The sequence below is a fragment of the Knoellia locipacati genome (assembly GCF_007992835.1).
In the GTDB taxonomy this organism is placed as follows: Bacteria; Actinomycetota; Actinomycetes; order Actinomycetales; family Dermatophilaceae; genus Knoellia; species Knoellia locipacati.
This window is the reverse complement of record NZ_BKBA01000008.1, coordinates 47,547-60,603: the sequence shown is the minus strand read 5'-3', so window position 1 is coordinate 60,603 and position 13,057 is coordinate 47,547. Positions and strand designations below refer to the sequence as shown.

Below are 13,057 nucleotides of genomic sequence, written 5' to 3'. Positions count from 1 at the left end.
CTGCGACTTTGCGGTCAGGGCAAGGCGCGGCTACGGGCGAATCCGTCGCTCCGGCGGCGCCGTCCGGACCTCAGCTCCCGGCCTCCTCCGGGGGCAGCAGCGCAGGCCCCGGAACGATGGTCGCGTCCCCACCCGAGCGACGCTGCGCGGTGACGAACGCCTCCAGGCAGCGCAGCCCCGAGACGGCGGCGGCGCCGGCGACGTAGCGGCTCTCGCGACCCGCGCCGCTCTCGGCGTCGACGGCGTCGATGAGCCCGTCGACGGCGGCCCGCGCCGCGCGGACGTGGCCCTCGTCGGGGACCTCGTCGTCGAGCGCCTCGAAGAGGACGGCGAGCGAGATCATGAGGTCGGCGGTGCGATGCCGCAGGTCGTCGGTGAGGGGCGGAGCGTTCGGGTCCAGGATGACGACCGCCATCGACTCGACGCTCGTGCTGCACCGCTGGAGGGTCTCGCCGAGGTCGAACAGGGCCCGGTGGATGTGCGCGCTGCGAGAGGCACGCGGGTTGCCCTTGCGCGCCCGTCGCGCCTGGGCGATGGCCAGCCGGACCCGCTCGCGCGCGGGGCTGACGTCGGGAAGGCCGGCGAGCACGTCGTCTGCACGGCTGCCACCCTCGTCGGAGAGGGCGTTGGCCACCGCACGCAGCTGTCGGGCCAGCTCGCGCCTCAGGTCGGTGGTCGACTTCTGCAGCTCGTGCACCGGCAGCGGGGCGAACGCGACGAAGTTCACCGCCGCGCCCACGAGGGCGCCGAGGACGATCTGGACGACGTAGGCCTCGATGTAGCCCTCGGGCCGTGGCCCTCCCACGGCCAGCACGAACAGTGCCACCACCGGCACCCAGGTCGTCTGGTCACGCAGCCAGCGCCACGCGCCGACGAGTACGCCGAGGCCGATGGCGAGCGCCACCGTGATCGGGTTGGTCCAGGCCGTGAGCTGCAGGCCCATGGCGAGCAGTGCGCCGAGGAGGACGGCGACGACGGCGCGGCCCGCCTGGGTGATGGAGTCCGAGACGCTGGGGTAGATCACCGTGTAGGCGCCGAGGGCGGCGTAGTAGCGGTACTCCCCGAGGTCGCCCGGCAGCAGCCCGCCGACCCAGAACGCCAGCCCTGCCGCAGCCGCCGACTTCGCGGCGAGCGCGGACACCGGGTGGTGCCACGCCATCTTGATGGCCGCCCGCGGGCTGGGGCGACCGAACCGCTCTGCCATGTGGGCCTCCGTCTGGTCTGGGGACAGCCCTCGATCGTGCCACCCCTGCCGTATGCCGTGGCGCGGGGGACCTTCGGCCCTCCCGACCGCGCCCCGTCCGGGGCGACGCTGGGCGCAACGAAGGGAGGGTGCCATGAGCACCACCGAGACGAGGTCCGGCCACGCGGTGGTCGTCGGTGTCGACAGCGGGCAGTCCACGGGCCGCGCCGTGGAGGAGGCCGCCGCCCACGCACGCAGGTGGGGCAGTCCGTTGCGGGTCATGCACGCCACCGGGCTGACCATCGTGCCCTGGACCGACGAGCACCTCCTGCGGCTCGCGAGCCACACCGAGAAGTGCCGCCAGCGGGCCCTCCGTGTGGCGCCGGACCTGACGGTCACGGCCGTCACCGAGGTCGACGACCCCGCGGCGATGCTCGTCGAGGCGAGCCACGACGCCTCGATGCTCGTCCTCGACGGCGGTCGCCTCGGACAGGCCGAGGCGCTCCTCCTCGGGGCCACCGCCGACAAGGTCATGGCCCACGCCGAGTGCCCGGTCATGATCGTGCCGCTCGGCGCCGACCTCTCGGCGACGGGGCCCGTCGTCGTGGGGGTCGACGCGCACGAGCACTCGGCGCCCGCCGTGGCCCTCGCCTTCGCCGAGGCCTCCAAGCGCGAGGTGCCGCTGCATGCAGTCCACTCGTGGTGGTGGGACGAGGCGAACGCCGCCTTCACCCGCGGCGACCCGGACGAGGCCCGGGAGCGGGTCGTCGAGTCCCATCGGCTCATCGTCGCCGAGATGCTCGCGGGCTACCGCGACGAGTACCCCGACGTGAAGGTCAGCGAGTCGCTCGTCCACGGCATCGCCGGCCCGACCCTCGTGCAGGAGTCGCGAGGAGCCCAGCTGCTCGTCGTCGGTCGTCGCGGACGCGGCGGCTTCCCCGGGTTGCTCCTGGGGTCGGTGGGCGCCCACGTCGTCCACCACGCGCACTGCCCGGTCGTCGTCGTGCCCTCGACCCCGGCGGACCGGAGAGGCGCCGGCGGGGAGACACCATGAGCGCCGTCCTCACCTTCCTCGGCGCCGCGGGCACCGTGACCGGCAGCAAGACGATGGTCGAGCACGACCGCCGGCGCACCCTCGTGGACTGCGGTCTCTACCAGGGCGAGCGGCAGTGGAGACGGCTCAACTGGGAACCGTTCCGGGTGCCGGCGTCGGGCATCGAGGACGTCGTCCTCACGCACACCCACCTCGACCACTGCGGCTACCTGCCGGCCCTCGTCCGGCAGGGCTTCTCCGGTCCGGCGTGGTGCACCAGGGCGTCGGCCGCCCTCGTCCCCATCGTCCTTCGCGACAGCGCCCACCTGCTCGAGATGGAGGCGGAGTACGCGCGGACGTCGGGCTACTCCAAGCACGACCCACCGTTGCCGCTCTACACCGCGAGCGACGCGGAGCGCGCCATCACGGCACTCACGCCCGCGGCATACGACACCGCCACGCCGCTGAGGTCGGGAGGACGGCTCACCCTGGTCCGCGCGGGGTACGTCCTCGGGTCCTCGATCGTGCTGCTCGAGCAGGGCGACACCACGGTGCTCTTCTCAGGCGACCTCGGCCGCCCGCACCACCCGCTGCTGCGGCCACGGCCCGCGCCACCGGCGGCGAGGCACGTCGTCATCGAGGGGACCTACGGCGACCGGACGCACCCGAGCGGCGACCCGGACCACCACGAGATGGCGGCGACGATCCGGCGCACCATCGAGCGCGGCGGCTCCGTCCTCATCCCGGCGTTCGCCGTCGACCGCACCGAGCTCGTCCTCGAGGCCCTCGGGCGGCTGCGCAGCGACGGGCTCATCCCCGACGTCCCCATCCACCTCGACAGCCCGATGGCGCTCAAGGTGCTCGAGGTCTATCGCAGCGCCGCCGCCGACGGGGAACTCGCCGAGGACATCGAGGTCTCCCTGGGGCACCTCCCGCACTGGCAGCTCGCGCTCACCGCCGACGAGTCGCGGGCGCTCAACAAGCCGCGCACCCCGAGCATCGTCGTCTCCGCCTCGGGCATGGCCAGCGGTGGCCGGGTGGTCCACCACCTGAGCTCGATGCTCCCCGACCCGCGGCACACGGTGCTGCTCACCGGCTACCAGGCCGTCGGCACCCGCGGCCGGGCTCTCGCCGAGGGCGCCCGCGAGGTCAAGATCGCCGGCTCGTACGTCCCCGTCCGGGCCCAGGTCGCCCACGACGAGGGCTTCTCCGTCCACGCGGACGCCGATGAGCTGCTGGGCTGGCTGCACGAGCTGCCGGACGAGCCGGACACCGTGTTCGTCAACCACGCCGAGGCCCGCGCCGCGGAGGCGCTGGCCGGGCGGATCCGGGACGAGCTCTCCGCGGCCGTGGTCGTGCCGAGGCTGGGCGAGCGCGTCCGGATCACCTGACGCGGCGCGACCGTCGCGCTGCGACGACCACGGCGCGACGGCCGCCACGGCCGCGACGTCCTACGCGGAGGGCTCGTCGACGAGCGCCACGGACGGGCAGCTGCGGCACACCCTGACGAGATGCACCTCGCCCCACGCCATGACCTGGTCGGCGGTCACCCACGCGTGCTCGGCGCAGGCAGTGGCGCCCTCGGCAACTCTCACAGATCCGCCCTCGCAGGTCAGCAGGTCAGCAGGTCAGTCACGTCCGGCTCTCCGGACCGTGCTGCGCCGGACGTTACCCACGGCCCATGGCCCCGGGAGCCGAATGTGCAAACCGTGACCGGGCCGAGACCCGGCGGGCACGTCGCTCTCGCGCGACGTGCCCACGCAGGTGCCGACGAGGTCAGGCGACGCGCTGCTTCGGCGCGGTCTCTGCGGTCTTGCCGGGGTCGCGCTCGACGACGTCACCGAGGACCTCGTCGATCTGGCTCATGAGCTCGGGCTCGAGCCGCACGCCGGCGGCCTTGACGTTCTCGTGGACCTGCTCGGGCCGCGAGGCGCCCACGAGGGCCGCGGCGACGTTGTCGTTCTGCAGCACCCAGGCGACGGCGAGCTGGGCCATGCTGAGACCGGCCTCGTCGGCGATCGGCTTGAGGCCCTGGACGCGGGTGAGGACGTCGTCGTTCATGAACCGCTTGATCATGTCGGCGCCACCCTTCTCGTCGGTGGCGCGCGAGCCCTCGGGCGGGGCCTGGCCCGGCTGGTACTTGCCGGAGAGCACGCCCTGGGCGATGGGGCTCCACACGATCTGGCTCACGCCGAGCTCGGCGCTCGTCGGGACGACCTCGTCCTCGATGACGCGCCAGAGCATCGAGTACTGCGGCTGGCTCGAGATGAGCTGGAAGCCGAGCTCCTTGCTCAGCCGCACGCCCTCGCGGATCTGGTCGGCGGTCCACTCGCTCACGCCGATGTAGAGCGCCTTGCCCTGCCGGACGATGTCGGCGAAGGCCTGCATCGTCTCCTCGAGCGGGGTCTCGGTGTCGTAGCGGTGCGCCTGGTAGAGGTCGACGTAGTCAGTCTGGAGCCGCTGCAGCGAGCCGTTGATCGACTCCATGACGTGCTTGCGGGACAGGCCGGTGTCGTTCTTGCCGCCGAGTCCGGTCGGCCAGTAGACCTTCGTGAAGATCTCGAGGCTCTCGCGCCGCTCACCCTTGAGCGCCTCGCCGAGAACGGTCTCAGCCTTGGTGTTGGCATACACGTCGGCGGTGTCGAACGTGCTGATGCCCGCCTCGAGCGCCGCCTGCACGCACTGGGTCGCCATGTCGTTCTCGACCTGCGAGCCGTGAGTGAGCCAGTTGCCGTAGGTGATCTCGGAGATCTTGAGTCCGCTGTTGCCCAGGTATCGGTAGTCCATCCCCCCACCGTATGCCTGTCTCCCCCGTTGCGTTCCCGCAGGTCAGGCCACCTCTCCCGCCCTGTATGCCGTCCCGCTCACGTAGCGTCGAACGCAGACCCCCACGGGTCGTGACCCCAACGAGAAGGAGCACTGATGTCGGACGACGAGAAGGCTGCCGAGGAGCTGGTCGAGACCCTGCGCGACGGCGAGAAGGGTTTCGCCGACGCCGCCAGCAAGCTGCGCGACAGCGACCGCGCCGAGTGGGCGGACGTCCTGCAGCGACTGTCCGAGCAGCGGGCCGGGTTCCGCCGCGAGATCGTCGAGCTCGGTCACCAGTACGGCGACGACGTCGACGAGAGCGGCACCGCGGCGGCCGCCGTGCACCGTGGCTGGATCGCTCTCAAGGACGCCCTCACCGGCGACGACGCGGGCAGTGTCCTCGGTGCCGCCGTGACCGGCGAGGACCACGCGGTCTCCGAGTACGAGAAGGCCCTCGAGAAGGACCTGAGCGCCGGCTTCCGCGAGGTCGTCACCCGCCAGCACCAGGCGGTCGTGGCTGCGCGCGACGAGGTCAAGGCCCTGCAGAGCGCCGACTGAGACCACCTCGCACGGGGCGGTGTCCCGCCTCAGCGTGCTCTCAGGAACACCCCTTCATGATGACCGCACAGGGCCCCGCGACGCATGGTTCGCGGACGTCCTGACGGTGGTTGCCCACCCCTCACCTCCGGCCGGGACCCCTGCCTCTGCCCGGCCGGAGGCCGAGGATGCGCGAGAATGCTGTCGGGCTCGGGAAGGGCGGCACGGTGAGACGGTGGGAACGGTGGTCGCTGCAGCGACGCGTGCTCACGCTGTCCGCGGTGGCCGTCACCATCGCCATCGCGATGGGCGTGGCGGCGTATGCCGTGGCGCTGGACCGGATCCTCTATGCCGCCGCCCTCGACTCGGCTCGGTTGCAGGGCGGCGACATCGTCGCCGCCATCTCCTCCGGTGAGGAGCCGGCAGCGATCTCGATCTCCGAGGTCGCGAGCCGAGGGGCCCTCATCCAGCTCGTCGACGCGAGCGGTCGGGTCGTGGCCGCGTCCGAGCCCGCAGAGATGCGCAGCCGCCTGACTGCCCTCGCGCCCCCTCCCGGGCGCATCCGCACCGCGCAGGTCACCGGACTTCCCGGCGAGGTCGGTGAGCCGTACGCCATCGTCGCGCAGGGTGTGCGGGACCCGGCCGGCACGGCATACGTCGTCGTCGTGGCGACGCCGCTGCGGGTCGAGACCGACAGCGTGCGCACGGCGACGGTGCTGCTGGCCGTCGGCTCGGTCCTGCTGCTCCTTCTGGTCCTGGGACTCATGCGTCGCACGATGCGCGGCGCCCTGCAGCCGGTCGAACGCATCCGGGCGGAGGTGGACCGGATCACCCAGGTGCGCGGTCGCGGGCAGATCACGGTCCCGCCCTCGGGCGACGAGATCTCCAGGCTGGCCCGGACGATGAACCAGATGCTGGCGCGGCTCGACCAGTCCGACGCCAGCACCCGCAGGTTCGTCTCGGACGCCTCCCACGAGCTGCGCAGCCCACTGGCGACGATCCGGGCCGCCATCGAGGTGGGCAAGGCCAGCGACGCTCCGGACCCGGGTCGCGACGACCTCATCCTCGCCGAGACGTTGCGGATGCAGCGCCTCGTGGACGACCTGCTGACCCTGGCCAAGGCCGACGACGGCGTGCCCATCGCCGCGAGCGAGGTCGACCTGGACGACATCGTCCATGCCGAGGTGCGACGGCTGCGCGCCCTCGGTGAGCAGGAGGTTCGGGCGTCGATCGGGGCGGCCCGCGTCCTGGGCGACCGAGGTCGGCTCGAGCAGATGGTGCGCAACCTCGTGGACAACGCGACCCGTCACACCACGGGCGCCGTCGGCCTCACGGTGGGCACGTCCGAGGGACAGGTCGTCCTGTACGTCGACAACGACGGCGACCCGTTGCCCGAGGACCAGCGCGCGGCGGTCTTCGAGCGCTTCGCCCGCCTCGAGCAGTCACGAGAGCGCGATCGGGGCGGCAGCGGGTTGGGGCTGGCGATCGTCCGGTCGATCGCCACGAGCCACGGAGGACGTGTCGTCGCCACCGAGACGCCCACGGGTGATTGCCGCTTCGCCGTCACCCTTCCGGGGACGGACGACGCCTCCTCTGCCCCCCTCAGTTCGGCGCCGGAGCGGTCACGGCACGGAGTCGGTAGCCCATCCCCCTGACGGTCTCGAGCGACTGCACCCCGAACGCGACGTCGATCTTCCTGCGCAGGTAGCCGATGTAGACCTCGACGATGTTGTCGCTCCCGTCGAACGCCGAGTCCCACGCGTTGTCCAGGATCTCCGCCTTGGACAGGACGTCCTCGGGGTGGCGCATGAGGAACTGGAGCACGGCGAACTCCTTGGCCGTCAGCTCGATCGACTGGCCCGCGCGGGTGACGATGCGCCTGTTCGGGTCAAGGTGCAGGTCCCCGACGGTGAGGCTCACCGGGCGGACCGGCGCACCCCTCCTCACCAGCGCCCGGAGCCGCGCGACCAGCACGATGAAGCTGAACGGCTTGGTGAGGTAGTCGTCGGCACCGAGCTCGAACGCGTCGGTCTGGTCGTACTCGCCGTCCTTCGCGGTGAGCATCAGCGCAGGCGTCCAGATGAGCAGCCCGCGGATGTTGCGGAGGACCTCGTAGCCGTTGCGCTGCGGCAGCATGATGTCGAGCACGATGACGTCGTAGGGGTTCTCCGTGGCCAGCCACTGACCCGTGACGCCGTCGTGCGCCACGTCCACGACGAAGCCCTCGTTCTGCAGGCCGCGCCGGATCGTCTCGGCCAGCGCCCGCTCGTCCTCCACCAGCAGCACTCGCACCCGTGGACCCCTCTCACCTGGACCCGAGCTCGGGGCTCGGTCGCGTCCACCCTAGGGCGCCCGGCGAGGGCGGGTCCGGAGCGAGGTCCTGCCTGCCGCCGTCTGCCAGGACGGTCGCGGCGAGGGCCAGCGCCAGGACCACCACCGCGAGGGACCATCCGGCGAGGACGTCGGTCAGCCAGTGGTAGCCGAGATAGAGGCGACTCCCTCCGACGCCGGCGCTCAGCACGAGTGCGCAGCACGGTGCGGCGACCCTGACCCTGGCGCGGCGAGCGCGAAGCACGACCAGCCCGGCGACGAGACCGCAGAACACCGTGGAGAGCAGCGTGTGACCCGACGGGAACGAGTAGCTGTGGTCCCAGGGCCCCACCACGTCCACGACCGGCGGTCGTGCACGCAGCACCAGGTGCTTGGTCGCGAGCGTCAGGACGCCGGCCAACCCCATGGCGCCAGCCGCGATCGACGCGGCCCGCCAGTCCCGATACCGGACCACGATCCACGCGAGCAGCGCGACGGTGAGCAGACCGATCGAGACCTCGCCGCCCAGGAAGCTGAGGCCCTCTGCGACGACGGTGGCTGGCTTCGTGCGTCCGTCGACCACGGCGGAGGTCACGGCCGCGTCGTGGCTCGACAGGTCGCCGCGTTCGAGGACACCGTCGAGGAGGACGAGGGCGAAGGTCAGGGCCACCGATCCCGTCGCGGCCGCGCTGGCGAGCAGGGGCCGACGGCGCCCTGCCCCGCGCGGCCTGACCGGGGCGCTGCGGGCGGGGCGAAGCGATCCCGGGGCATCGGTCAGCTCGGACATGGCAGCTCGGTGACGGGAACCTCGAAACGGGACAGCCGACGTGGCCGGTCGGGGTGGGGCCAGGACCTCGGACTCACCGGGAGGGCGAGCAGGATCTCGTCGACCGGCTCTCCGAGGGCGACCTCCTCGATCGCGTCGACCGGGTCATGGCGGACCGACACCGAGCCGATGACCCGGTCACCCGCGGCGGCCTCGAACAGGGGCAGGGTCTCGAGCAGGACACGCTCGGCCTCGAAGGCCTTGTCGTGCCGCTCCGGGTGCAGGAGGTGGAGCTCGGCGCGCGCCGGGTTGAGGATGACGAGCCGGATCTGGGCGTCGCCGACCACGGCTCGCGCCGAGATCGCGTCCAGCAGTGCGTTCGACGGCATGGCACTGTGCGTCACGACGAGCACCCGGGTCCTGCGGCGCACCGGGTCCACGGCGTCACACCGTCCTGCCTTCGACGGCCACGGTGGACCGCTCGGCGCTCGGGTCCTCGCCCTCGATGCGGTCCCGGTGGGTGATGCTCAGGTAGACGACCACGGCAAGGATCGTGCCGAGGAACAGCACGCTCGTCCCGAGCGTCCCGAGCCCGACTCCTCCTTCGTCCCGGGCCGAGGCCAGGAAGTCGCCGATGTTCGCACCGAGCGGCCGGGTGAGGATGTAGGCGAGCCAGAAGCACAGCACCGGACCCGCCCCGAGCTTCCACGTAGCGAGCACGGCGCCGATCAGGCTCAGCGGCAGCAGGACGGAGGCACCGGCGGACCATCCCGTCAGCTCGAGCGTCCAGTCGCCCGCCGCAGTGCCCAGCGCGAAGGTCACGAGGACCGTGAGCCAGTAGAAGCCCTCACGAGGCGTCGTCACGATGGAGTGGATCGACAGGGTCCGCTCCCGGGCATACCAGACGGCGAAGACGGCGGCGAGCGCCACGGCGAAGACCACGGTGCTCAGCCACAGCGGCACCCCCACCCCGTCGGTGAGGTTGTCGGTGACGAGCGTGCCCACCACGCTGATGAGCACCACTGCCAGCCAGTAGACGGACGGCACGTACCGCCGCAGCCGGAACTGCGCGACCAGCACAGCGACCAGGGCGAGCGAGAAGACCACGGTCGTGTTCCGCAGACCGAACCCGAGCGTCTCGTTGACGTAGTCGGCGAAGCTCTCCCCGACCGTGGTGCACAGGATCTTGATGATCCAGAAGTACACCGTCACCTCGGGAACCTTGTTGAGCATGGATCGGCGCTGGCCGAGGGCATGTGAGGTCATGGCCCGAACCGTGCCAAACACTTCCTGAGCAGACGCTGAGCCCGTGAGTTCTCCGCGGAGCCGGCCGTGTGGGGGTCGTGCTCAGCAGGAGCTGGCGCGGCCCCCACCGACGCCGAGCTGGATCAGCTGGGGCGTGGCCGGTGTGCAGCACCCGCCGGCGGAGTCGTCGGCGGCGTCGAACAGCCCCGCCCCACCGCAGACACCGGTCTCGGGGAGGACGAGCTCGACCTTCGCGGCCGCCTCGTGGTCGCCCGCGATCGAGGCCACGACCGAGCGCACCTGCTCGTACCCGGTCATCGCGAGGAACGTCGGCGCGCGCCCGTAGGACTTCATCCCCACGAGGTAGACCCCGGGCTCGCCCTCGTGCGCCAGCTCGGCGGCGCCGTGCGGGTAGACCGTGCCGCAGGAGTGGACGTTGGGGTCGATGAGCGGGGCGAGGCGCACCGGTGCCTCGAGGCGCACGTCGAGGTCGAGCCGCAGCTCGGAGAGGAACGAGTGGTCGGGCCGGAACCCCGTGAGGCCGACGACCTCATCGAGCCCCTCGACGACCGCGCCGTCCTCGCTGCGCAGCGTCACCGTGCCCTCGACGATCTCGACGGAGGCGGTGCGGAAGCCGGTGACGACGCGGATGTGACCGTCCGCGACCGCCCGCCGCGCCCGCCGGCCGAGGGCGCCGCGGGCCGGGAGCTCGTCGGCGTCACCGCCGCCGAAGGCTGATCCGACACCCCCGCGTCGCAGCACCCACACCACCTCGGTGCCCGGCACGCGCTCGGCGATGGTGGACAGGGCGACGAGCGCGGTCAGGGCCGAGTGCCCGGCGCCCACGACGGCCGTCATGCGACCGCCGTACCTCGCCGCGTCCAGCGGGTCTGCGGCGTCGGGGATGCGGTGGGCTACCCGGGTGGAGGCCGCCCGCTCGCCGTCTGCGGGGTAGCCGTCACCACCCAGGGGGCCGGGTGAGCCGAACGTCCCCGACGCGTCGATGACGGCGACCGCCGTGAGTCGCTCGTGGCGGCCGCCGGTGTCCACGTGGACGGCGAACGGCTGCGCAGCACGCCCGGCGTCGACGACCCGGTCGCGACCGCGACGCGCCACCCCCGTGACGGTGGAGCCGTACCGCACCCGCTCTCCGAGCGCGGCGGCGAGCGGCTCGAGGTAGGCCTCGGCCCACTCGTGGCCGGTCGGGTAGGCGTCGGGGGCGGGAGCGGTCCAGCCGGAGGCGAGCAGGAGACGGCGCGCGGCGGGGTCGACCAGCTCGGACCACTGCGAGAAGAGACGGACGTGCCCCCACTGCCGGACGGCCGCAGCGGCTCGCTCACCCTGCTCGAGCACGGTGACGTCGAGGCCGCGCTCGACGAGGTGTGCGGCCGCGGCAAGGCCGACGGGCCCGGCCCCGATGACGACGACCTGCCCCGCAACGCCCTCGCTGACGTCGTTCATGTCGCTCTCCTTGGTTCGATGACTGTCGATATTGCGATCTTGCTCCCGAATATCGATGGATGTCAAGATAGGTGGATGACGACGCCCTCGGCCCCGACCCTCGCCCAGGGCCCCGCGCACGAGGTGCAGCGCTGCCCCCCTCTCACCCGCACGGCGCTGGACACGAGCCAGGCCGAGACCGCCGCGGCGATCTTCAAGGCCCTGGGCGACCCGGTGCGACTGCGGATCTTCTCGATGATCGCGTCGGCACCGGACGGCGAGCTCTGCGTCTGCGACGTCGTCGACGTCGGGGTCTCGCAGCCGACGATCAGCCACCACCTGAGGAAGCTGCGCGAGGCGGGCCTGCTCACGAGCCGCAAGGAGGCGACGTGGGTGCACTACCGGGTCGCGCCCGGCGTCCTCGCGGCGACGGCGGCGCTCCTCGCTCCCCCCGGCTGAGCCGGCACCCCCGACTGCGTCGGGCCGGGCGGACCTCAGCCCTTGACCGGCTCGACGCCCAGGCTGTCGAGCAGGGCGAGGACCCGCGACCTGATGTCGTCGCGGATGGGGCGGACCGACTCCACGCCCTTGCCGGCTGGGTCCTCGAGCTCCCAGTCCTCGTAGCGCTTGCCCGGGAAGATCGGGCACGTGTCGCCGCAGCCCATGGTGATGACGACGTCGCTGGCCTGCACGGCACCGGTGGTGAGGATCTTGGGGGCCTCGGCGGTGATGTCGATGCCCTCCTCGGCCATGGCCGCCACCGCGGACGGGTTGACCTGGTCCGCAGGCGCCGACCCCGCGGAGCGGACCTCGACGGCGCCCCCGGAGAGGTGGTGCGTGTAGGCGGCGGCCATCTGAGAGCGGCCCGCGTTGTGGACGCAGACGAAGAGGACGGAGGGCTTGTCGGCGGCGGTCATCGAGGCGGTGCTCCTGGCGTCGGTCACGGCGAGTCTCCCCGCGGGTCTCAGGCGGGGGTGGGACGGGATGGGTGCGGGACGACGACGTCGTCGGCGCGGGAGGCGGCATCCGGGTAGAGCGCCAGTGTGATCGCGACACCGAGGACCAGCCCCGCGAGCTGCGCAGCGACGAATGCCGGGGCGGAGGTCGCGGCGATGCCGGCGAACGTGTCCGAGAAGATGCGGCCGATGGTGACGGCGGGGTTGGCGAACGAGGTCGAGCTCGTGAACCAGTACGCCGCACCGATGTAGGCACCGACGGCCGGCGCCGCGATCGCGCCGCGACCGGTGCGGGCCAGGGCGAAGACCAGCGCGACGAGGACGCTCGTGGCGACGACCTCGGCGAGCAGGTGGGGACCGGTGGCGCGGTCCTTGGTCGACAGGGCCGTCGGCACGCCGAACATGGCGTTGGCGAGGACGGCACCACCCACGGCGCCGACGACCTGGGCGGCCACATAGGCGCCCACCTCGGCCAGGCGGAGGCCGGAGACGGCGCGCCGCCCGATGAACCAGTCCGCCAGCGAGACGACGGGGTTGAAGTGCGCCCCCGAGACCGGGCCGAACAGCAGGATGAGCACGCTGAGGCCGAGCACCGTCGCGGTGCTGTTCTCGAGCAGCTGCAGCCCGACGTCGTCCGGGGAGAGAGCCTGCGCCGCGATCCCGGAACCGACGACGACCGCCACGAGCAGGGCCGTGCCCAGGAGCTCGGCGAGCAGTCGTCGCGGCAGGGCAGGCGCGGGCGTCCGGTTCACGCCGCCATCTTGACCCCGCGCCACTGG

Annotated in this window: 15 protein-coding genes; 5 read left to right on the top strand and 10 right to left on the bottom strand. The window is 72.3% G+C overall.

Going from position 1 to position 13,057, the window contains the following annotated elements:
• Positions 1–70 precede the first annotated feature (70 nt).
• On the bottom strand, positions 71–1,204 hold the full coding sequence (locus tag KLO01_RS08415; protein ID WP_147064108.1) for an FUSC family protein: 1,134 nt from the start codon (positions 1,202–1,204) through the stop codon (positions 71–73).
• 133 nt (positions 1,205–1,337) lie between these two features.
• Between KLO01_RS08415 and KLO01_RS08410 the strand changes: the two genes are divergently transcribed.
• Positions 1,338–2,237, top strand: a complete 900-nt coding sequence (locus KLO01_RS08410) for a universal stress protein (protein ID WP_186827974.1) — start codon at positions 1,338–1,340, stop codon at positions 2,235–2,237.
• Positions 2,234–3,607: an MBL fold metallo-hydrolase RNA specificity domain-containing protein gene (locus KLO01_RS08405; protein ID WP_147064103.1), complete on the top strand. Its 1,374-nt coding sequence runs from the start codon at positions 2,234–2,236 to the stop codon at positions 3,605–3,607. The genes KLO01_RS08410 and KLO01_RS08405 overlap by 4 nt, the downstream gene beginning before the upstream one ends.
• 60 nt (positions 3,608–3,667) lie before the next feature.
• On the opposite strand, the gene KLO01_RS17140 is transcribed toward KLO01_RS08405, so the two are convergent.
• Together KLO01_RS17140 and KLO01_RS08400 are read right to left on the bottom strand one after the other, a co-directional pair.
• The gene (locus tag KLO01_RS17140) at positions 3,668–3,811 is read right to left on the bottom strand and encodes a hypothetical protein (protein WP_186827973.1); all 144 of its coding nucleotides are present in this window, start codon (positions 3,809–3,811) and stop codon (positions 3,668–3,670) included.
• Positions 3,812–3,992: 181 nt separating this feature from the next.
• Positions 3,993–5,003, bottom strand: a complete 1,011-nt coding sequence (locus tag KLO01_RS08400; RefSeq protein WP_147064101.1) for an aldo/keto reductase family protein — start codon at positions 5,001–5,003, stop codon at positions 3,993–3,995.
• A gap of 135 nt (positions 5,004–5,138) precedes the next feature.
• Here KLO01_RS08400 and KLO01_RS08395 point away from each other — a divergent pair, with 135 nt between their 5' ends.
• Complete coding sequence (locus KLO01_RS08395) at positions 5,139–5,582, top strand: PA2169 family four-helix-bundle protein (RefSeq protein WP_147064099.1); 444 nt, start codon at positions 5,139–5,141, stop codon at positions 5,580–5,582.
• A gap of 206 nt (positions 5,583–5,788) precedes the next feature.
• Positions 5,789–7,216, top strand: a complete 1,428-nt coding sequence (locus KLO01_RS08390; RefSeq protein WP_186827972.1) for a sensor histidine kinase — start codon at positions 5,789–5,791, stop codon at positions 7,214–7,216.
• On the opposite strand, the gene KLO01_RS08385 is transcribed toward KLO01_RS08390, so the two are convergent.
• The 5 genes from KLO01_RS08385 to KLO01_RS08365 all read right to left on the bottom strand — a co-directional run bounded on the left by KLO01_RS08385 (position 7,164) and on the right by KLO01_RS08365 (position 11,343).
• Positions 7,164–7,853, bottom strand: coding sequence for a response regulator transcription factor (locus tag KLO01_RS08385; protein WP_147064095.1), 690 nt, complete (start codon positions 7,851–7,853; stop codon positions 7,164–7,166). The genes KLO01_RS08390 and KLO01_RS08385 overlap by 53 nt on opposite strands.
• A gap of 13 nt (positions 7,854–7,866) precedes the next feature.
• Positions 7,867–8,658 carry a phosphatase PAP2 family protein gene (locus tag KLO01_RS08380; RefSeq protein WP_147064094.1) on the bottom strand — a complete coding sequence of 264 codons (792 nt, stop codon included), beginning with the start codon at positions 8,656–8,658 and terminating at the stop codon, positions 7,867–7,869.
• The gene (locus KLO01_RS08375) at positions 8,646–9,026 is read right to left on the bottom strand and encodes a hypothetical protein (protein WP_147064092.1); all 381 of its coding nucleotides are present in this window, start codon (positions 9,024–9,026) and stop codon (positions 8,646–8,648) included. Before KLO01_RS08375 ends, KLO01_RS08380 begins: the two co-directional genes overlap by 13 nt.
• Positions 9,027–9,081: 55 nt before the next feature.
• Positions 9,082–9,903 carry a COG4705 family protein gene (locus tag KLO01_RS08370; RefSeq protein WP_246136121.1) on the bottom strand — a complete coding sequence of 274 codons (822 nt, stop codon included), beginning with the start codon at positions 9,901–9,903 and terminating at the stop codon, positions 9,082–9,084.
• Positions 9,904–9,984: 81 nt separating this feature from the next.
• On the bottom strand, positions 9,985–11,343 hold the full coding sequence (locus tag KLO01_RS08365) for an FAD-dependent oxidoreductase (RefSeq protein WP_147064090.1): 1,359 nt from the start codon (positions 11,341–11,343) through the stop codon (positions 9,985–9,987).
• 75 nt (positions 11,344–11,418) lie between these two features.
• Here KLO01_RS08365 and KLO01_RS08360 point away from each other — a divergent pair, with 75 nt between their 5' ends.
• Positions 11,419–11,781: an ArsR/SmtB family transcription factor gene (locus KLO01_RS08360; RefSeq protein WP_147064088.1), complete on the top strand. Its 363-nt coding sequence runs from the start codon at positions 11,419–11,421 to the stop codon at positions 11,779–11,781.
• A 35-nt stretch (positions 11,782–11,816) separates the two neighbouring features.
• Here KLO01_RS08360 and KLO01_RS08355 read toward each other — a convergent pair whose 3' ends face one another.
• Positions 11,817–12,239: an arsenate reductase ArsC gene (locus KLO01_RS08355; protein ID WP_147065171.1), complete on the bottom strand. Its 423-nt coding sequence runs from the start codon at positions 12,237–12,239 to the stop codon at positions 11,817–11,819.
• Between the two features lie 47 nt (positions 12,240–12,286).
• Entirely contained in the window at positions 12,287–13,030 is a 744-nt protein-coding gene (locus KLO01_RS08350; RefSeq protein WP_246136120.1) for an aquaporin, read from the bottom strand.
• Positions 13,031–13,057: the final 27 nt, after the last annotated feature.